Origin of the sequence: Pseudomonas sp. RIT288, assembly GCF_000631985.1 — a bacterium.
Classification (GTDB): Bacteria; Pseudomonadota; Gammaproteobacteria; order Pseudomonadales; family Pseudomonadaceae; genus Aquipseudomonas.
The window spans coordinates 15,401-36,074 of record NZ_JFYN01000009.1 but is presented as its reverse complement, the minus strand read 5'-3'; the positions used below and the strand labels follow the sequence as shown (position 1 = coordinate 36,074).

17 protein-coding genes are annotated in these 20,674 nt (G+C 54.8%); 12 read left to right on the top strand and 5 right to left on the bottom strand.

Annotated features, from left to right (window positions below; translation table 11 throughout):
• The first annotated feature begins 113 nt into the window (after positions 1-113).
• From BW33_RS09970 to BW33_RS09955, 4 genes are all read left to right on the top strand, one after another.
• Positions 114-1,943, top strand: a complete 1,830-nt coding sequence (locus tag BW33_RS09970) for a rhamnan synthesis F family protein (protein WP_047598683.1) — start codon at positions 114-116, stop codon at positions 1,941-1,943.
• Positions 1,944-2,020: 77 nt separating this feature from the next.
• A complete protein-coding gene (locus BW33_RS09965) occupies positions 2,021-3,448 on the top strand; it encodes an MBOAT family O-acyltransferase (RefSeq protein ID WP_047598682.1) in 1,428 nt (475 codons plus the stop codon).
• A gap of 3 nt (positions 3,449-3,451) precedes the next feature.
• Positions 3,452-4,951, top strand: coding sequence for an alginate O-acetyltransferase AlgX-related protein (locus tag BW33_RS09960; RefSeq protein WP_047598680.1), 1,500 nt, complete (start codon positions 3,452-3,454; stop codon positions 4,949-4,951).
• A 28-nt stretch (positions 4,952-4,979) separates the two neighbouring features.
• Positions 4,980-6,044, top strand: coding sequence for an NAD-dependent epimerase/dehydratase family protein (locus BW33_RS09955; RefSeq protein ID WP_047598678.1), 1,065 nt, complete (start codon positions 4,980-4,982; stop codon positions 6,042-6,044).
• Positions 6,045-6,124: 80 nt separating this feature from the next.
• Here BW33_RS09955 and BW33_RS09950 read toward each other — a convergent pair whose 3' ends face one another.
• Positions 6,125-7,504, bottom strand: coding sequence for an FAD/NAD(P)-binding protein (locus tag BW33_RS09950; protein ID WP_047598677.1), 1,380 nt, complete (start codon positions 7,502-7,504; stop codon positions 6,125-6,127).
• Positions 7,501-8,094 carry an adenylyl-sulfate kinase gene (cysC, locus tag BW33_RS09945; protein ID WP_047598676.1) on the bottom strand — a complete coding sequence of 198 codons (594 nt, stop codon included), beginning with the start codon at positions 8,092-8,094 and terminating at the stop codon, positions 7,501-7,503. The genes BW33_RS09950 and cysC overlap by 4 nt, the downstream gene beginning before the upstream one ends.
• 368 nt (positions 8,095-8,462) lie before the next feature.
• Here cysC and BW33_RS09940 point away from each other — a divergent pair, with 368 nt between their 5' ends.
• From BW33_RS09940 to fabF, 4 genes are all read left to right on the top strand, one after another.
• Positions 8,463-10,457 (top strand): nucleoside-diphosphate sugar epimerase/dehydratase, encoded by a 1,995-nt coding sequence (locus BW33_RS09940; protein ID WP_047598820.1) that lies wholly within the window; start codon positions 8,463-8,465, stop codon positions 10,455-10,457.
• 110 nt (positions 10,458-10,567) lie between these two features.
• The gene (locus BW33_RS09935) at positions 10,568-10,903 is read left to right on the top strand and encodes a ComEA family DNA-binding protein (RefSeq protein ID WP_047598675.1); all 336 of its coding nucleotides are present in this window, start codon (positions 10,568-10,570) and stop codon (positions 10,901-10,903) included.
• A gap of 213 nt (positions 10,904-11,116) precedes the next feature.
• Entirely contained in the window at positions 11,117-11,914 is a 798-nt protein-coding gene (locus BW33_RS09930; protein WP_047598674.1) for an SDR family NAD(P)-dependent oxidoreductase, read from the top strand.
• A gap of 17 nt (positions 11,915-11,931) precedes the next feature.
• Positions 11,932-13,206, top strand: coding sequence for a beta-ketoacyl-ACP synthase II (fabF, locus tag BW33_RS09925; RefSeq protein WP_047598673.1), 1,275 nt, complete (start codon positions 11,932-11,934; stop codon positions 13,204-13,206).
• Here fabF and BW33_RS09920 read toward each other — a convergent pair.
• The 3 genes from BW33_RS09920 to eat all read right to left on the bottom strand — a co-directional run bounded on the left by BW33_RS09920 (position 13,203) and on the right by eat (position 15,681).
• Positions 13,203-13,760: a TetR/AcrR family transcriptional regulator gene (locus BW33_RS09920; RefSeq protein WP_047598672.1), complete on the bottom strand. Its 558-nt coding sequence runs from the start codon at positions 13,758-13,760 to the stop codon at positions 13,203-13,205. The two genes, fabF and BW33_RS09920, sit on opposite strands and share 4 nt — an antisense overlap.
• A 159-nt stretch (positions 13,761-13,919) precedes the next feature.
• Entirely contained in the window at positions 13,920-14,087 is a 168-nt protein-coding gene (locus BW33_RS28395) for a DUF2897 family protein (protein WP_003226857.1), read from the bottom strand.
• A 229-nt stretch (positions 14,088-14,316) separates the two neighbouring features.
• Positions 14,317-15,681, bottom strand: a complete 1,365-nt coding sequence (gene eat / locus BW33_RS09915; RefSeq protein ID WP_047598670.1) for an ethanolamine permease — start codon at positions 15,679-15,681, stop codon at positions 14,317-14,319.
• A gap of 399 nt (positions 15,682-16,080) precedes the next feature.
• On the opposite strand from eat, the gene kdpF reads away from it, so the two are divergent.
• From kdpF to kdpC, 4 genes are all read left to right on the top strand, one after another.
• A complete protein-coding gene (gene kdpF / locus BW33_RS09910) occupies positions 16,081-16,170 on the top strand; it encodes a K(+)-transporting ATPase subunit F (RefSeq protein WP_007963673.1) in 90 nt (29 codons plus the stop codon).
• 8 nt (positions 16,171-16,178) lie between these two features.
• Complete coding sequence (gene kdpA / locus BW33_RS09905) at positions 16,179-17,873, top strand: potassium-transporting ATPase subunit KdpA (RefSeq protein ID WP_047598669.1); 1,695 nt, start codon at positions 16,179-16,181, stop codon at positions 17,871-17,873.
• Positions 17,874-17,883: 10 nt separating this feature from the next.
• Complete coding sequence (kdpB, locus tag BW33_RS09900; protein ID WP_047598668.1) at positions 17,884-19,947, top strand: potassium-transporting ATPase subunit KdpB; 2,064 nt, start codon at positions 17,884-17,886, stop codon at positions 19,945-19,947.
• Positions 19,948-20,078: 131 nt separating this feature from the next.
• A complete protein-coding gene (gene kdpC, locus BW33_RS09895; protein ID WP_003226848.1) occupies positions 20,079-20,624 on the top strand; it encodes a potassium-transporting ATPase subunit KdpC in 546 nt (181 codons plus the stop codon).
• Positions 20,625-20,674: the final 50 nt, after the last annotated feature.

Below are 20,674 nucleotides of genomic sequence, written 5' to 3'. Positions count from 1 at the left end.
CAGCAATGATAATGGCGAATCTAACGGTTCGCCATTATCATAAGTCTACGCATGTGCTTTTGAGTGTAGAGTACATACGGTTTGTTTGAGAGCTTAACGGAATCAGATTGAATATGCGTAGAGTTGCTTTTTATCTTTTTTATGATAATGACGGAGTTGTGGATGACTATATAGTCTATAAGCTTCGTAAGCTTCGTGCGCACGTCGATACCATATTTTTCGTTTCTAACTCTGAAGTTGCTTCGGGTTGTCTCGAGAAGGTTGAGCAATTAGTCGATACTGTTTACTGCCGGAAAAATATCGGTTTTGATGTTTGGGCTTATAAAGAGGCGATAGAGAAGTTTGGTTGGGAGGAACTCCGTCAGTACGACGAGGCGCTGTTTTTAAACTATACCTTCTACGCTCCGGTTTTTCCTTTTTCGGAACTGTTTGATTCGATGAGTGAAGCAAAAGTGGATTTTTGGGGGGTCTCTGCTCATAATCAGGTTTCGCCAAATCCATTTACCGGTAAAGGCAATTTGCCGTTTCATATTCAATCGCACTTCATCGCTGTGCGTAATGAGATGCTTTGCTCTGATAGTTTTTATAAGTATTGGCATGAAATGCCAATGATCAAATCTTATGAAGACTCTATTTTAAAGCATGAGGGGCGTTTTACCCAGTATTTCAAAGATTTGGGTTTTCAATGTGCTGTTTATCTAGATCCTGCAACCTACAACACCGATCATCCGGTTTTTTCCGAAATTGATTTAACCATCGAGCGACGTTCGCCGATTTTAAAGCGACGGCCTTTTTTTCACGATCCCGCCTTTCTCGAATCCCAGGCAATTGATGTCAAACGTGCATTGGATATTGTACGGGAGAGGTCAGATTATGATGAAGCGTTGATCTGGAAAAACCTGATCCGTACCACGCCGTTGCGTACGATTTATACAAATCTCGAGCAATTGAGTATTCTTTCGGATACTCATGCTAATTCCATTATTCCTCGGCTCTCCCAGAAGAGAATTGCAGTCATCGCGCATATTTATTATGTCGATATGCTGGATGAGATAATGGGTTTGATAAAAAATATTCCGTTGAGCTGTTCATTATTTGTCACTACCGATTCCGAAGAAAAGAAAACGCAGATCATCAATGCTCTCACTGATTTGAATGTGTGTGATTTTTCGGTATTGGTTTGCGCTTCCAATTTTGGCAGAGATACATCTGCATTATTTATTACTTGCCGCGATGTCGTGCTCCAAGGCGAATTTGATTATATTTGCAGGCTTCATAGCAAGAAGTCACCGCAAGATGGTTGGGCAAAAGCGTCGATGTTCAAACGCCACTTGTTTGAGAACCTTCTTTCCAGTAATGAATATGTAACCAATGTGCTTGAGATGTTTGAAGCGGAGCCGTGGGTGGGGGTTGCAATGCCGCCTGCAGTGCATATTGGTTATCCCACCCTAGGTCACGGATGGTTTCTCAATAGAGGGCGAGCTGTAGACGTTGCGAGAAAAATTGGCTTGAACGTCCCTCTAGACGTAGAGACTCCCATCGCAACGTATGGCTCGATGTATTGGTTCAAACCGGAAGCGTTGAAAAAGCTGTTTGAGCATGAGTGGAAATGGAGTGACTTTGATGAAGAGCACTATGGAGATGGAGACCTTCCCCATGTGCTTGAACGGCTAGTTACGTATTGTGCTCAAGATGCTGGTTTTATAAGCCGGTGCATAATGACACCCGCGCAGGCGTCGAAGAATTATGTCAAGCTAGAATATAAGGTGCAGGCGCTGTCTAGTTGTTTTCCTTCGGGAGACCTACGTGAACAGATGCAAATCGCCAGGACGGCACGCTTTGCAGGGGGAGTAATAATTTCTTTGAAGCGCTCTATAATGTTCAGATTTCCACGGCTTGCACCACTTCTACGTAGTGGCTACCGTTGGGTGTTGAAAAAATAATAATGCCGAGAGGATGTCGATCTCGCCACTCTCTTGCGTAGGCAACAGTGCCATCGTTACTAACTGGAAAGTAGATTATGGTTTTTAGTTCTTACCTATTCATTTTTCTGTTTTTGCCCGCCTTTTTAATAGCTTACAAGCTAGTTGGGCATCGACTCAGAAATATTCTGATTCTGGTTGCAAGTCTGTTTTTCTACTACCTGGGGGACGCAAAAGGGGTCTGGATTCTCTTGGCTGCCATTGTCGGCAACTATGCGTTCGGTTACTTGATTGCTATATATCGACAGTCGGGCAGCGATGAAGGGGCGAATAAAACTGCCAGGATCTTTCTTATTCTTGGTCTTTTTTTCAACTTGTCGGTGCTAGGTTATTTTAAGTACATTGGTTTTATTACGCAGAACATCAATGTCATCGCTGAGAAATTTGGTCACCCGTCAGCCGTTCCGGTTATATCCGTTCTTTTGCCTCTAGGTATCAGTTTTTTTGTTTTTCAAGGTATCAGCTACCTGGTCGATGTGTACCGGGGCACCATTCAGGCAACCAAAAGTCTATTGATTTTCGGTACATTCAAGTCGTTGTTTCCACAACTTATTGCTGGCCCTATTGTCCGTTACCGTGATATCGCAGCAGAGCTTCCGGATCGATCTGTCAATCCCGATATGGTCGTTGAGGGGATTACGCGATTTGTTATCGGCTTTGCAAAAAAAGTGTTGTTGGCTGATACCTTTGCAATCACTGCTGACGCCATTTTCGCACTGCCCTCGTCCGAACTGAATTTCGGAACTGCCTGGTTGGGTGCTGCCAGTTATACGTTGCAAATATACTTCGACTTTTCCGCCTACTCTGACATGGCTATCGGATTAGGTTTGATGATGGGGTTCCGGTTTCCGGAAAACTTCAACTACCCTTATAAGGCGGCATCTATTCGCGACTTCTGGCGCCGCTGGCATATGACCTTGTCCGGGTGGTTTCGTGATTACGTCTATGTACCTTTGGGTGGTAACCGAGTTGGCGCCGCTCGAACTTACGTTAATCTTATGGCGGTTTTCATTCTGACAGGATTATGGCACGGCGCTTCTTGGACATTCGTCGCTTGGGGCCTATGGCATGGTCTTTTCCTTGTTATAGAGCGCTTCACTAATATGGAGAGTCGCGGCATACCTTTCGTATTGCGTTGGTTATACACCCTTGCAGTAGTGGTTTTCGGCTGGGTACTGTTTCGTTCCGAAACATTCGAGCATGCGTTCCACATGAGTGCCTTGATGTTGAACCTTCGGAGCGGCCCGGAAAACTACGTTGTCGCCGAGTATATGAGCAACGGATTGTTGTTGGCCTTGGTGGCGGGAGCAATTCTCAGCTTCCCAGTTTATAAGTGGCTGTGTGATCGTCTATCATCCAGCCAACGAGTTGTTGTTGGCGTATTTGGACTCGGTTCACTCTTCCTGCTTGCAAGCATGAAAGTTCTTTCCGGCGCATACAGCCCTTTTCTCTACTTCCGGTTTTAATATATGAGATCAGTATTTAAGCCACGGGTCATCATTGGGTTGTTCATGCTCGCCCTGTGCGTGCCCGGCATTGCGGTGATGTTTTCTCCCCAATTCGCTCCTGCGATAAAATCCGTCATCAAGCATCCTGGTGAGTGGGCAAATCTGCGTGACGGAATTCGCAGAACCACGCCGCTTTGGAATAACGCCGTCGAGGGCTATTCGAGTTTTCTTTACGCTCTCGGAACAACTAATGACAAGGCTATTGCTGTTGTGGGGCGTGATGGCTGGGTTTTTCTTGGGGACTTCTTCAACAAGAACATGTCACAAGCCCTCGGTCGTCGTCACTATAATGAAGTTGAGCTGAACGCTTGGAGCGGGACAGTTGGGGGGCAAGAGCGGTGGTTGGCTCAACGCAATATCCCGATGTTGTTTGTTGTCGCGCCAGCCAAGTGGTCTATTTATCCGGATAAGCTCCCTCAGTGGTCCGAAGGGCGCATTGGCACTCACATATTCGATCAGTTACTCAGTTCACAGCAGCATCTGCCATTGATTGATTTGCGACCAAGCCTGCAACAGGCTCGCTCAATTGGAGATACGTATTCCCCATTCAATAGTCATTGGACGGATTTTGGTGCCTGGGTAGGCTGGAAGGAAATCAGCAAAAAACTGGCCACCCTCAATCCGAAATTTAACGATCTGTACGTTCCTCCAGCTGATGGTGCTGTCGTCAATCCCGATTACGGTAGTGAATTCAAGGCAATGATCAGCCTGCCGGAGCCTAATCCCTGGACCATGCCGAAGCTGGCTTCTCCCTTGCCAGAATTTGCGATCGTGGGTGATGACGGCTCAGCTCAGGTCGTGCCTGGGAGTACGCACACAGGTCTATTGGATCTACCAAGAAATACCCGCAATGAATCGGCGAAAAAACGCTTGAGAGCATTGGTATTACGGGATTCGATGGGCGACTCGCTATCGCCATATTTGCAAGCTGCTTTTTATGAAACGATTCAGGTTCGGCATAACATTGACAATCAGTCGCTGGCTCCCAATGTTCCGGCTCTGATTGAAAAGTACAAGCCGGATGTTGTGCTCTACGTGATGACTGAGCGTCATCTCGATAACGTTTTGAGCGAGAGTTATTTGTGGTTATCCGCTAATAACTATGACCTTGCTGTGAGCCAGGGCGCCGCCGTCAACGTTGCGAACGAATCCCCAGCCCTCATCACGAGCGGTAATTCGGATCTGAAGGGACCCTTCGCTCTTACGTGGGCGGATTCGTCGAAAGGGTTGCGAACTGTGCGGGTTTTCCTGAAGGCGAGCGCCTCAGGTGTATTCAAGATTAAAGGGGTGAAGGACGGGCGACCGGTGGAGTTTGCCGAACGCTACGCACAGGGAGATAATGAACTTTTTTTGAGCCTGACCTCCGAGGTTGATGGGGCTCAAGTCAGTTTTGAAAATCTGGATCCTTCTGTTCAGGTGAGCCTGGGCAAGGTTTCCATGGTTGTGCAGGACGCGAAGTAATTTTTTGAATCAAGATCAGGAGTGGTTAATGAGCAAGACATGTCTAGTTACCGGTGGCGCAGGCTTTATTGGCTGTGCTTTGTCTCCTTTGTTGGCCGGGCAATTCAGCCGAGTTGTTGCTTTCGACAATCTCCACCCTCAGGTGCATCCAAGCGCAGAGCGTCCGGCGGCACTGGATTCGCGTGTTGAGTTTGTGAAGGGCGATGTCACCTGTCCAGAGGACTGGGATCGCGTCTTGAAAGAGTTTGCACCCGATGTTGTTATTCATTTGGCAGCAGAAACAGGTACCGGCCAATCATTGATGGAAGCGAGCCGCCACGCTCATGTCAACGTCACCGGTACGACCCAAATGCTGGATGCGCTCGTGCGCAACAATCCAGAAGCGTTGCCTGAGCGCATCGTTCTGACTTCCAGCCGTGCCGTTTATGGTGAGGGTGCGTGGAAAGATGCTAACGGCGCAATCGTTTACCCGGGTCAGCGTTCCCGTGAGCAACTAGAGCGTGCTGAGTGGGATTTCCCTGGCCTCAAGGCTTTGCCATTTAACTCTCATACTACAACGCCTGACCCAACAAGCGTTTATGGCGCAACCAAGCTTGCTCAAGAGCATATCCTCAGCTCTTGGTGTCTTGCCCTGGGTGTGACGCCTGTAATGTTGCGTCTGCAAAACGTTTACGGTCCGGGTCAGTCGCTGATCAACTCTTATACCGGTATTGTTTCCTTGTTCGCGCGTATGGCGAAAGAAGGGAAGAGCATCCCGGTCTATGAAGATGGCGTAATCATTCGAGACTTCGTTTTTATCGACGATGTGGCCAATGCAATTTTTGCGGCGACCATCCATTCTGATGGTACCACCAAGCCTTATGACGTGGGTTCGGGCGAAGCGACCAGCGTAGCCCAGTTGGCGGATATCATTTCTCGCTACTACAAAGCTCCTGAGCATCACATCAATGGCAAGTATCGTCATGGTGATGTGCGTCACGCTTCTTGCACCATTGACGAGACCAGAGAAGTTCTGAACTGGTCGCCAAAGATTATGGTTGAAGAGGGTGTACACATCCTTTGCAAGTGGATTGATGACGGCGCTAAAGCCTAAAATCGTCTGATATATGAAGGGTGATCGACTGATCACCCTTTTTTTTCTGTGTTTTCTACGCAGGTGCTAATGCCGGTGCGCTAACTTTCAAACTTCTGGCATACACTTAATGCTACCGAGCGTGCAGCCACACGCAACTCGGGAACCGCAGTAAGCTCCCAATGATCGGCTTTTAACATAGGGCCGACATAGCTTAGCCAGTCATTAGGCTCCCCTTGAGCATTTTTCAGATAGTAGTGCTCATTCGCACAAATACCCAATCCCAAGTTGTCCGAAACTATCAACCCCTCCTTCAATAGCTCTTTGATAAGCGGACTTTTCGTTTTTTCAGGATTGGAAGTGGGACCGGTGCAGTTCACAATCAGGTTGACTGTCAGTAATCTATTTGATGCCTTGCGTCGTTCCTTTATCACCGCAGTCACAGAACCGTTCACTACATCCATCGAGACAATGCGTCCGGCCAGGGGGATTAGTTGGCCACGATTCAGTGCATCCTCAAATATCTGGAATGTATCCGGCGCGACCCTGTGGCGATGTACGTCCCAATAGCTTTGGAGGTGGCGCAGGAATCGGCGGCGTTCGGTGTCGGGAAGACGTCTCCAGAGCTCTGCTGTCACGGGACGAATCGATGCAATGATATCTCGCCAGTCAATCTGTTCATTCAGTCCGGTTTTTATCGCGTTTCGGACGATTTTCAGATAGCCCAGTATTGATGGCTTTGACTCAAGAAGGCGGTTACGCGTTTGCATGTGATCCGTATGTTGACCTCTCGCGACACGATGAGGTTTCGGTAACAAGCCTCGTCGAGAAAGCATATAGACCTTGCCGGTATGCTTTGACTTCATCAAGTTGCTGATGACATCAATTGCCGTGAGTCCGCCTCCGATCAAAAGTACTGGCTGATCCTTCTGGATTTTTGAGTCAGATCGTTGCTCCCAGGGATCTTGCTGATAGTAGTGCGTTTCGCTAACAGACCCGAGGCCCGATGGGTTGCTTGGAGGGAAATGTCCGAAAGCCAATGTGACTTGATCAGCTTTGAATATATCTCCCGAGTCTAATTCAATTGTGGCCCCTTGACCGTTAGGGGTCAGGCTGACAACTTCGGCACTGATCTGAGTTGTTTTGACGCGAGCAGATGAGCGTTCAATCGCCTGAGTTAGCAAGTGTTCGAGATAATCGCCGTACACTTTCCGCGAAACAAACGAGCTCGCCGTCACTTTCATGTTGCGCCCGAGGCAATACTCCAGGAAGGAATCTGGCTCATCTGCAAGAGCTGTCATATTGCCAGCTGGTACATTTAAAAGGTGCAGTGGACTATTGGTGCCATAAGCAAGCCCGCGAGCAATTAGTCCAGACCGGTTGATGATGAGCAGTTGAGCTTCGTGTTGTACTCGATTCAAAAACTCGATAGCAGCAACGGTTCCGCTAAAGCCTGCTCCAACAACAACGAATGTGTTCATGCTTCCAGGTTTTCTTGAAGGACAGCGAGAATGCGCTGAACAGATTTCTCGAGATCCTCTTCAAGTGTGTTGATTCTTATTTTAGGCGCTAGAGGCGCTTCATAGGCTGAATCAATTCCAGTGAAGTTCTTGATCAATCCCTGTCTTGCTTTTCCGTACAAACCTTTCGGGTCGCGTCGCTCACACTCGGTCAAAGGTGTATCGATATGGACTTCAATGAAATTTTGGTCGCCTATGACATTGCGCGCCAAGGCTCTGTCGCGTCTGAAGGGGGAAATGAATGCTGTTATTACGATCAGTCCAGCGTCTAGAAATAGTTTTGAAACTTCTGAGATTCTTCGAATGTTTTCTTCTCGGTCTTGATCGGAGAATCCAAGATCATTACATAGACCTAGCCTAATGTTATCTCCGTCAAGAAGATAAGTGTGTCGTCCGGCTTTTAATAGTGCAAGTTCCAAGGCGTTGGCAATGGTTGATTTACCTGCGCCACTCAATCCTGTCAGCCATATAACGACCGGCCTCTGCCCTTTAAGGGCTGTTCGATTTTCAGATGTTACCAATTGAGGCGGTGAGGTAAGATTTCTGATCATGATATCTCTTTACAACAAATTGGTTACGAGCGCGGATTTATTTGATAAGCAAACAATATATATTACTAATGTTTTCTAGAGGGCTTACATTTATTCTGAATAGCATTTCGAATGACCTCAAGTGTAGCTGATGTCCCTCTGCGTCTCAATTTCATTTCCGTTTTTTCGCCCTGACTTCTCTCAAAATATGACATTCTATGCATCAAAGGTTACATTTCAGTTGTCAGAGTTGCGGGATATTTGGTGTGCGAGCGTCGTCGGCCGTGGTGGGCCGGTAACCAATTTGAGTTCACCTGGAGTCCTGGTAGACGGTTACAATGTGAAATGCTGACCTCGGTGAAAGGAGTGGGCACTAAGCCATTATGCTAATGGATAAAATTCGATCTTTTTTGTTGGGGCTACCGCGGCGCAAGAAACGCCTGATACAGGTTGCCACCGACGTCGTTCTTGTATGGGGCGCGCTCTGGCTTGCGTTCATCGTTCGTCTGGGCATAGACGACATGTACAACCCCTTGAAAGTTCATTTCTGGCTCTTCGCTTGCGCACCGATCATCGCCATCCCGCTTTTTATCCGTTTTGGCATGTACCGCGCTGTCATGCGATATTTTGGCAACGATGCGCTCATCGCGATCATCAAGGCCGTAAGTCTCTCCTCGCTGTTTCTGGCTCTGGTGGTTTATTGGTATAGCAACCACGAGGCTGTTGTTCCTCGGTCTATCGTTTTCAACTATTGGTGGCTTAGTCTTGTCATCATTGGTGGTTTGCGCCTGTGCATGCGTCAGTATTTTATGGGGGACTGGTTCACAGCAGCCCAACACGTACCCTTTACGTCCCGGGATGATGGTCTGACGAAGGTAGCTATCTACGGTGCCGGCGTTGCGGGTAACCAACTGGTCGCCGCGTTGCGCATGGGGCGAGCCATGCGCCCTGTAGCGTTCATAGATGACGATTCCAGTATTGCCGATCGTTCAATTTCAGGTCTGCAGGTTTACAAGCCCAAGCATATTCAGCAGATGATTGACGCCACCGGGGCGCAGGAAATCCTTCTCGCGCTTCCGTCGTCGACGCGTGCTCGACGCAGGGAGATTCTGAATCTGCTGGAAGTATTCCCCCTTCATATACGCAGCGTTCCCAATTTCACGGATCTGGCTAGCGGTCGAGTAAAGGTTGAAGATATTCAGGAAGTAGACATTGCCGATCTGCTTGGACGAGATTCGGTGCCAGCACAGCCAGACCTGCTAGAGCGTTGTATTAAAGGAAAAACTGTAATGGTGACCGGTGCCGGTGGGTCAATCGGTTCGGAGTTGTGCCGACAAATCTTCTCACTGGAGCCGATGGCGCTATTGTTGTTCGAACACAGTGAATTCAACCTTTACAGCATTTTGACCGAGTTGGAGCAGCGTGGGTCTCGGCAGTCGGTTTCCGTGCGGTTGTTGCCGATCCTGGGCTCCATTCGCCATCAGGACAAGCTGCTTGATGTGATGAAAACCTGGAAAATCGACACCGTCTACCATGCGGCAGCATACAAGCATGTGCCGATGGTGGAGCACAACATTGCAGAGGGTGTCCTCAATAACGTCATCGGAACCCTCAATACCGCTCAGGCTGCGCTTCAGTCCGGGGTCTCGAATTTTGTCCTGATTTCTACAGACAAGGCAGTGCGGCCGACGAATGTCATGGGCAGTACCAAACGTCTGGCCGAGTTGATCCTCCAGGCGCTGAGCCGGGAGGTTGCCCCCGTGATGTTTGGTGACAAGGCCAACGTTTCCCGTGTCAATAAAACCCGCTTTACCATGGTTCGGTTCGGTAATGTTCTAGGGTCCTCGGGCTCAGTGATTCCGTTGTTTCATAGTCAAATCAAATCCGGTGGACCGTTGACAGTCACGCATCCCCGGATCACCCGCTATTTCATGACCATTCCCGAGGCTGCGCAACTGGTCATCCAGGCAGGCTCGATGGGGCAGGGCGGGGATGTATTTGTCCTGGACATGGGCGAGCCGGTGAAAATCGTCGAATTGGCGGAAAAAATGATTCACCTGTCTGGATTGAGCATTCGCTCCGAGCGTAATCCACAAGGAGACATCTCCATTGATTTTACGGGGCTTCGTCCGGGAGAGAAGTTATACGAAGAGCTGCTGATCGGTGACAACGTGGCAGCCACACCGCACCCGATGATCATGAGTGCCAGCGAAGATCATTTACCGTGGGACTTGCTCAAGCTTCGTCTGACGGATTTGCTGGCTGCCGTCGAGCAGGACGATTATGCCCGCGTCCGCCAACTCCTGCGAGAAACTGTCAGCGGCTACACCCCCGACGGCGAAATCGTCGACTGGATCTATCAGCAGCGCCGCCTCGAACCCTGATTGTTTCACATCCTGTAATAGACGCATTTTTGACACCCGCCAACCATCGCCTAAGTTTGGAGAGCAGCTTCGGAAAAGCTGCTTTCTCAAACGATGATGGAGCGTCATTTATGCGTAACGGTTTTTTCTACTCTCTGGTTTTCGCCTTCCTCACCAGTGCTTCAATCGCTGCTATCGCAGCACCTGTCGTTGTCCCTCAAGCGGAAAAGGCAACGGTGGTGGCGGAGGCGGTGACGGCATTCCCAAGTGAGAAGGTCGATCTGAACGGTGCCGATGCCGCGACTCTGCAGAAGCAGTTGGCTGGAGTCGGTGAGGCGAAAGCCAAAGCCATTGTTGCGTATCGTGATGCTAATGGGCCATTCGCCTCGGTGGATGAGCTGCTGGAAGTGAAGGGCATCGGCAAGGCGATCCTCGATCGCAACCGCGACAAGCTGGAAGTGAACTAAGCTGATTACTTAACGCCAAGGGGCCGGTCATTGACCGGCCTTTCTGCTTTCTGGGTGGCAGCGATGCGACAGAGGGAGCGGCGTCGCGTTTGTCGGTGAGCTGAAAATTATAGGTATCATATTTTCTTTGGATTATGCCTATAATAATTTCCGTCGCCTCCACGCCAGTGAGCGTTGGAGGCCTATCTCCCAATATGTTTCAGGAGCGCTCTCATGGGTTCAGTCCAGTCTCAAGGTACGGCTGTCGTCACTGGCGCATCGTCCGGTATCGGTGCCATCTACGCGCAACGGCTGGCAACGCGTGGTTTTGATTTACTGTTGGTGGCCCGTGATCAACAGCGTCTGGAGAACGCTGCCAGCCAGTTGCGCGACGCCCACGGTGTAAAGGTCGAAGTGCTCAAGGCCGACCTGACGCAAAAGGACGATGTCCTCAAACTCCAGCAACGCCTGCGCAGTGACTCGAGCATCACTCTGTTGGTAAATAACGCAGGAGTTGCAGCCGATGGCTTGCTGGCCAACTCCGATGCCGAGCAACTGGAGCGTCTGATTCAGTTGAACGTCACCGCCGTGACGTTGCTGGCCTCGGCAGCCGCCGCCAGTTTCGCCAAGGCCGGACGCGGCACGATCATCAACATCGCCTCGGTGGTGGCGCTGTTTCCTGAACGCTTCAATGCAACCTACAGCGCGAGTAAAGCCTATGTGTTGAGCCTGACTCAATCGCTCAACGCCGAGCTCGAAGGTACTGGCGTGAAGGTGCAGGCGGTGTTGCCCGGCGTTACTCGCACTGAAATCTGGGAGCGTTCCGGCATCGACGCCAGCGGCATTCCGGCGGAGATGGTGATGGAGGCTGGCGAGATGGTCGATGCGGCGCTGGCCGGTCTGGATCAGGGCGAGTTGATTACCATCCCGTCGCTGCCTGACGAGGGTGAATGGCAGGCCTTTGTGCGTGCACGACATGCCATGGCACCGAATCTGTCGCGCAGTTCGGCGGCTGAACGCTACAAAAATTGATCAGAGGTAACTGCGGTATGAGTCAGCGTCGAATTGTTGTCACCGGTATGGGTCTGGTTTCTCCTTTGGGCAGTGACGTCGAGAGGGTCTGGCAGCGCTTGCTGGCCGGGCGCTCGGGCTTGCGCAATTTGCCGGACGCGGTGAGCGCAGATCTGCCGACCCGGGTCGCCGGGATGGTGCCAACGACGGCGGAGGACGTCGAGGCCGGTTTCGATCCGGACCTTGCCACGCCACCCAAAGAGCAAAAGAAGATGGATCGCTTCATCCTGTTCGCCATGGAAGCGGCGCGCCAGGCGTTGGAGCAAGCCGGATGGCAGCCGTCCGAGGCCAAGGATCAGGAGCGCACTGCGACCATCATCGGCTCCGGTGTTGGCGGGTTCGGTGCAATCGCCGACGCGGTACGCACTACGGACAGTCGTGGACCGCGTCGGCTGTCGCCGTTCACCATTCCATCGTTTCTGGTCAATCTGGCGGCCGGTCATGTGTCGATCCAGCACGCTTTGAAAGGCCCGCTCGGCGCACCGGTAACCGCCTGTGCTGCCGGAGTGCAGGCAATTGGCGATGCCGCACGGATGATTCGTGCCGGTGAGGCGGATATCGCTGTTTGCGGTGGGGCGGAAGCCTGCATCGATCGGGTCAGCCTGGCCGGCTTCGCAGCGGCGCGGGCGCTGTCCAGCGGTTACAACGACACCCCCGAGCGCGCTTCGCGCCCTTTCGACAGCGGTCGCGATGGTTTCGTGATGGGCGAGGGCGCCGGTCTGCTGGTGATCGAATCGCTGGAGCATGCGCTGGCCCGCGGCGCGCAACCTTTGGCTGAGCTGGTCGGTTACGGCACCACTGCCGACGCCTATCACCTCACCGCCGGGCCGGAGGACGGCAGTGGTGCACGACGCGCGATGCAGTTGGCGCTGGCTCAGGCGGGTGTCGCGCCAGATCAGGTGCAGCATCTCAATGCGCATGCGACCTCGACGCCGGTGGGCGATCTTGGTGAATTGGCAGCGATCAAGGCGCTGTTCGGTACGGAGAATAAAATCGCCGTGACCTCGACCAAATCCGCCACAGGGCATTTGCTCGGCGCTGCCGGAGGGTTGGAAGCGATCTTCACCTTGTTGGCCATCCGCGATCAGGTAGTCCCGCCGACGCTCAATTTCGACAATCCCGATCCTGCGAGTGCGGGTGTAGATATCGTTCACGGTCAGGCGCGGTCTATGCCGATCGAATATGCCCTGTCCAACGGTTTCGGTTTTGGCGGGGTGAATGCCAGTGTGCTGTTCAAGCGCTGGCAGGCCTAGTCCTGCGATTGCTTGAGGTGATCGCGCGTGACGTCGAGGATGCGTTGGGCAAGCTCGACGTCAGCGACACTGCGTGACAACAGGAGCGCGCCGACCAGCGTCGACATGATGACGATGGCCCGGTCGGCACTGTTGTCACCCTCGAGGGTGCCTTCGATTTGATTCAGTCGGGCATTGAGTACCGCATCACTGGTCGGGCTCGGCTGGCCGCGCAGACCCAGCTCTGAGGAAATGGTCAGCAGCGGGCAGCCTTCGTGCGGGGAGGTCTGATGCCATTCGGACAGGTAGGTGTCGATAAACGCCTGCAGCGGATGTTCCTGGGCAAAGATCTCGGCGCACAGGCCATCGACTTGATCGCTTGCCTCCTGCAAGGCTTTCTCGACCAGTTCGTCCTTGGATTTGAAGTGCGAGTAAAAGCCGCCGTGAGTCAGCCCCAGTGCTTTCATCAGAGGTTGCAGGCCGGTAGCACCGATGCCGTCTTTGCGAAATCGCGCCGAGGCTTCCTTGATGATCCGTTGATGGGTTTGAGCTTTATGATCTTGCGAGTAACGCATGTGGAACTCTCCGCAACAAGACCACCATCTTAACCAAGGTAAATGACATGGTGACTGTACTTCTACTTCTTAAAAACGCGCCGCTGAGTCCAACACGATCCTTGGAGGTAATACTCCGCACAAAAAACAAACCCCGCCTGATCCGGCGGGGTTTTTCGTTCAGCGATCCTGCGCGTCCTTGATGTCCGCTTCGGCGTTTCGCTGCGCAACGCGTTTTCGTTCTTCGTCGGTCAGTTCAACCTTGTTGGCGGTGTCGCGCAGCATCATCAGTCCGCCAACGATCGAGCCGATTGCAACGACCAGAATCAACCAGGCATACCAGGGCATAACGGCTCTCCTTAATGGCAGTTCGACGGGCGAGGGTTTCGCCAGCGACGCTGCATACCACTTATGAGCGAAGTGAGTTCGCAGTGGTTCCATTCTAGGCCCGATATCCCCGACGCACCTTAATTCCCTGTAGGAGCGGTCGAGTGAAACGAGGCTGCGATCCTTTGGCGTTTAAAGATCAAAAGATCGCAGCCTCGTTTCACTCGACAGCTCCTACAGAAGGCATGGGTTATCGCCCTGTGAGCATCGCATCGGCCGGAGCGTCAGCGCGCAGTTGCCCGGTGAGCAGGAAGTAGCCGAAGCCGACCGCCATGAAGCCAAGGAAAATCAGCCCGATCAGTGCGTTGAACCAGGCCATGGCAATCAGGCACACCACCGCCAGCACCAGTGCGATCAGCGGAATCAGCGGATAGCAGGGCGCACGGAAAGTGCGCTCTAGATTGGGTTCGGATTTGCGCAGTTTGAACAGGCTGAGCATGCTCATGATGTACATCACGATCGCGCCGAACACGGCCATGGTGATCATCGCCGCGGTAAGGGTCATGCCGCCGAGGTTGATCAGGCCGTCGCTGTAGATCGCGGCGATGCCGATGATGCCGCCGGCGATGATCGCCCGGTGTGGGGTCTGGAAGCGCGAGAGTTTCGCCAGCGACGCCGGCAAGTAACCGGCGCGGGCGAGGGCAAAGAACTGCCGCGAGTAGCCGAGGATGATCCCGTGGAAACTCGCCACCAGCCCGAACAGGCCAATCCACACCAGCATGTGCAACCAGCCGGAGTTGTCGCCGACCACGGTTTTCATCGCCTGCGGCAGCGGATCGTTGATGTTTGCCAGGGTGCGCCAGTCGCCGACACCGCCGGCGAAGAACATCACGCCCATCGCCAGCAACACCAGGGTCAGGATCCCGCTGATGTAGGCCTTGGGGATCGTGCGTTTGGGATCCTTGGCTTCTTCGGCGGCCATCGCCGCGCCTTCGATGGCGAGGAAAAACCAGATCGCAAACGGAATCGCGGCAAACATCCCGGCAATCGCCGGCGCACCGAACACATCGGAACCGGCCCAGCCATTCATCGCAAAACTGGCGAAACTGAACGCTGGTGCGACCACGCCCATGAACACCAGCAATTCGATCACCGCCAGCACGCAGACGATCAGTTCGAACGTCGCGGCCAGTTTCACCCCGAGGATGTTCAGGGTCATGAACACGATGTAAGCGCCGACCGCTGCGTGTTTCGGATCGAGCGCCGGAAACTGCACATTCAGATAAGCGCCAATCGCCAAGGCGATCGCCGGCGGTGCGAAGACGAACTCGATCAGTGTGGCCAGCCCGGCGATCAGCCCACCTTTCTCACCGAATGCCCGGCGACTGTAGGCAAACGGTCCGCCAGCATGGGGAATCGCCGTGGTCAGTTCGGTGAAACTGAAGATGAAGCAGGTGTACATGGTCGCGACCATGAACGAGGTCACCAGAAAGCCCAGCGTGCCAGCCACGCCCCAGCCGTAACTCCAGCCGAAGTACTCGCCGGAAATCACCAGCCCGACGGCGATGCCCCACAGGTGCAAGGTGCCCAGCGTGGGTTTGAGTTGTGTGTTCATGCGCATGCTCCCGGAAGGGTTTGGAAAGCTCGGGGGAGGGCGTGTGCAGTGGGCGTGCCATAGCTGTGAGTCAGGTCGTAATGCGCTGAAAGCTGTCGTATCGGGGATGTTCGCAGCTGGATGAGCGTTTTTTGTGCGCCAGTTGGGTGCGATGCTGGCAGTTATGCCGTCTTCGTGAGCAGACACGCTCCCACAGGGGAATGCACTTCAACATGTGGGAGCGAGCCTGCTCGCGAAGAGGCCCGGCCTGACAGGACAAAACCCTGCTGTAACGCCAGCATAAACCCACTCTTTACGCTTTCTTTATGCCCAGCCAACCCCCTCGGTCTCGTTCCTTTACAGCCTCTTTTCCGACAATGCCTCCACACGCGGCAATACGCCGTAACACGGAGATCTTCCATGAGCGTTCTGGACGGGGTGTCCCTGCTGTTGGCAGCCGGGCTGTTCATTTATCTGTTGGTTGCGCTGTTGCGCGCGGATCGGAACTAGGAGCGGCTATGCACAGTTATGACTATTGGCTGATCCTCGCGTTTTTTGCGGTGGTCTTGCTGCCGGCGCCGCTCCTCGGGCGCTTTTACTACAAGGTTATGGAGGGTCAGCGCACCTGGCTGACGCCGGTTCTCGGCCCGGTCGAGCGCGGCTGTTATCGGATTGCCGGGGTTGATCCGCAGACTGAACAGAGCTGGCAGAAGTACACGCTGGCTTTGCTGGCGTTCAACCTCGCCGGTTTCCTGCTGCTGTTCGCGATCCTGTTGTTTCAGGATCACCTGCCGCTGAACCCGCAAAACCTGCCGGGCCAGGAATGGACCCAGGCATTCAATACCGCGGTCAGTTTCATGACCAACACCAACTGGCAGTCCTACAGTGGTGAAGCGACCCTCAGCTACCTGAGCCAGATGGTCGGTCTCACCGTGCAGAACTTCGTCAGCGCCGCCACCGGTCTCGCGGTGCTGGTTGCATTGTGCCGTGGCATCGGTCGCAAGTCGGCCAAGACCCTCGGTAATTTCTGGGTCGACATGACCCGCGCCACCCTCTACGGCCTGCTGCCGCTGTGCCTGCTGCTGGCGCTGTACCTGGTGTGGCAGGGCGTCCCGCAGACCTTCGCGCAATACGTCAATGCCGTCACCATGCAGGGCGTCGATCAAGTGATCCCGCTCGGCCCGGCGGCCAGCCAGATTGCGATCAAGCAACTGGGCACCAACGGCGGTGGCTTCTTCGGCGTCAACTCGGCGCATCCGTTCGAGAACCCGACCGCGTGGAGCAACCTGTTCGAACTCGCGTCGATCATCCTGATCCCGGTGGCGCTGGTGTTCACCTTCGGCCACTACGTCAAGGACCTGCGTCAGAGCCGCGCGATCATCGCCTGCATGCTCGCTCTGTTCCTGATCGGCGGCGCGACTTCGCTGTGGGCCGAATATCAGCCCAACCCTGCGCTGAACAACGTTGCGGTCGAACAGACCGCGCCGCTGGAAGGCAAGGAAGCGCGCTTCGGCACCACGGCCACTGTGCTGTGGTCGGTGACCACGACTGCGGCGTCGAACGGTTCGGTCAACGGCATGCATGACAGCCTCAACCCGCTCAGCGGCATGGTGGCGCTGGTCAACATGATGGTCGGCGAAGTGATCTTCGGCGGCGTCGGTGCCGGGCTCTACGGCATGTTGCTCAACGTGCTGATCGCGGTTTTCCTCGCCGGCCTGATGATCGGCCGTACACCGGAATACCTCGGCAAGAAACTGCAGGCGCGGGAAGTGCAATTGCTGGTCGTTACCCTGCTGGTAATGCCGATCGGCGTGCTGGTGCTCGGTGCGATTGCCGCCACTCTGCCTGGCCCGGCGGCGACCATCAGCAATCCCGGCCCGCACGGTTTCAGCCAGTTGCTCTATGCCTACACCTCGGCCAGCGCGAACAACGGTTCGGCGTTCGGTGGCCTGAGTGCCAACACGCCGTTCCACAACCTGATGCTCGGTCTGGGCATGTTGATCGGTCGCTTCGGCTACATCCTGCCGGTGCTTGCTCTGGCCGGCAGCCTGGCGATGAAGAAAACCGCACCGATCGGCCAGAACAGCTTCCCGACCCACGGCCCGCTGTTCGTGACCCTGTTGACCGTGACCATTTTGCTGGTGGGTGGCCTGACCTTCCTGCCGACTCTGGCGCTCGGTCCGATTGCTGAACACCTGAGCTTGGGCTTCTAAGGAATCCATCATGAATATGCATGTTCCTGCAAAACCTGCGGTGCCGACCAAGTCGGCAGAAGCACCGAAAACCGCGATCTCGGCCCTGTGGCGTCCGGCGCTGGTGCAAGCCTTCGTCAAGCTCGATCCACGCCAGCTGGTGCGTTCGCCCGTGATGCTGGTGGTCGAACTGACGGCGATTTTCACCACCGTGCTGTGCTTCATCCCGGACAACGTCGTGCCGACTTTTGTCGCCGCGCAGATTGCTCTGTGGCTGTGGTTCACCGTGCTGTTCGCCAACTTCGCCGAAGCCTTGGCCGAAGGTCGCGGCAAGGCCCGCGCCGACAGCCTCAAGGCTGGCAGCGAAGGCCTCAGTGCGCGGCGCAAATTGGCTAACGGCAGCTTCCAGGTGGTGCCCGCCGCCAGCCTGCGCAAAGGTGACGTGGTGCGCGTCGAGGCGGGGGAGATGATCCCGGGTGATGGCGAAGTCATCGAAGGTATTGCCGCCGTCAACGAAGCGGCGATCACCGGTGAATCGGCGCCGGTGATTCGCGAGTCCGGCGGCGATCGCTCGGCGGTCACTGGCAACACGCGCCTGGTGTCCGACTGGTTGTTGGTGAAGATCACCGCCAACCCGGGTGAATCGACCCTCGACCGCATGATCGCGCTGGTCGAAGGCGCCAAACGCCAGAAGACTCCGAACGAAGTCGCGCTGGATATCCTGCTGATCGGCCTGACGCTGATTTTCCTGCTGGTGGTGGTGACCCTGCAACCGTTCGCCCACTTCGCCAACGGCAATCTGCCGCTGGTGTTCCTGGTGGCGCTGCTGGTCACGCTGATTCCGACCACCATCGGTGGCCTGTTGTCGGCCATCGGTATTGCCGGGATGGATCGTCTGGTACGCCTGAACGTGATCGCCAAATCCGGGCGCGCCGTGGAAGCGGCCGGTGACGTGCACGTGCTGCTGCTGGACAAGACCGGCACCATCACTTTCGGCAACCGTCGTTGCAGCGCGGTGTATGCCGCGCCGGGCGTGAATGGTCGCGAGTTGGCCGAAGGCGCGCTGTTCGCTTCGCTGGCGGACGAAACCGCCGAAGGTAAATCCATCGTCGAATACCTGCGCGGTCTGCACCCGCAAACCGAGCCGGCACTGGATACGTTGACTGCCGTGCCGTTCAGTGCAGAAACCCGCTTGTCCGGTGTCGACTATCAGGGCCGTGTTTACCGTAAGGGCGCAGTCGATTCGCTGCTGTCGTTCCTCGGTCAACAACGCTCTGATCTGGCCCCGGCGCTGTCCCGGGAAATCGACAAGATCGCGCAGAGCGGCGGTACGCCGTTGCTGGTCTGCGCCGACGGCAAGCTGCTCGGTGCGATCCATCTCAAGGACGTGGTCAAGCCAGGTATTCGCGAGCGTTTTGCCGAGCTGCGCAAACTGGGGATTCGCACCGTGATGGTCACCGGTGACAACCCGTTGACCGCTGCGGCCATCGCGGCAGAAGCGGGCGTCGATGACGTGCTCGCCGAAGCCACCCCGGAGAAAAAACTGGCGCGCATCCGCCTTGAGCAGAACGACGGTCGTCTGGTCGCCATGTGCGGTGACGGCGCCAACGACGCCCCGGCGCTGGCCCAGGCTGACGTCGGCATGGCGATGAACGACGGCACCCAAGCCGCACGCGAAGCAGCGAACATGGTCGACCTCGACAGCGACCCGACCAAGTTGCTGGACGTGGTGCAGATCGGCAAGGAATTGCTGGTGACCCGTGGTGCGCTGACGACGTTTTCCATCGCCAACGACGTCGCCAAGTACTTCGCGATTCTGCCGGCGCTGTTCGCTGCGATTTATCCGCAACTGGGCGTGCTGAACATCATGCACCTGACCAGTCCGCAGAGCGCGATCCTCTCGGCCATCGTCTTCAACGCCCTGATCATCGTGGTGCTGATTCCACTGGCATTGCGTGGTGTGCGGGTGCAAGCGGCGAGTGCCGCGGCACTGCTGCGGCGCAACCTGCTGATCTACGGACTGGGCGGGATTCTGGTGCCGTTCGTGGGGATCAAGGCGATCGACATGCTGCTCACGGCGTTGCACCTGGTTTGATCCGTTCGCGAGCAGGCTCGCTCCCACATTTGCGATGCGATTCATTGTGGGAGCCAGCCTGCTGGCGATGAAGTCGACTCGGTCCACCTGAATTAATGCGGTACCCGCTTTCTGAATTCGAGGATTTTGCAATGTCCACAATGATACGTCCGGCCCTGAGCCTGCTGGTGCTGATGACCCTGATCACCGGCGTGGCTTATCCACTGGTGGTGACCGGCGTTGCGCAGGTCGCTTTCCCTGAACAGGCCAACGGCAGCCTGGTGCACGATGCCGACGGCAAGGTGCGCGGCTCGTCACTGATTGCCCAGGATTTCGTCGGTGATGCCTGGTTCCATCCGCGTCCTTCGGCGGGCGCCTTCGCGACCGTGTCCAGCAGCGCCAGCAACCTCGCGCCGAGCAATCCGGCGCTGGCCACTCGGGTGATCGACGACGCCAACAAGTTGCAGGTGCCCGGCCAGGGGCCTGTGCCCCTGGCGTTACTGACCACCTCCGGCAGTGGCCTCGATCCGCACTTGCCACCAGCGGCAATTGCCTATCAACTGGCGCGTGTCGCGCAGGCGCGCAACCTGCCGGTGTCGACCTTGCAGCAACTGCTCGATGCGCACATCGAACAGCCGTTGGTGGGGCCGCCGGTGGTGAATGTGCTGGAGCTGAACATGGCGCTGGAAAAACTGTAGATCAAAAGATCGCAGCCTTCGGCAGCTCCTACACTGGATCGACCTGTAGG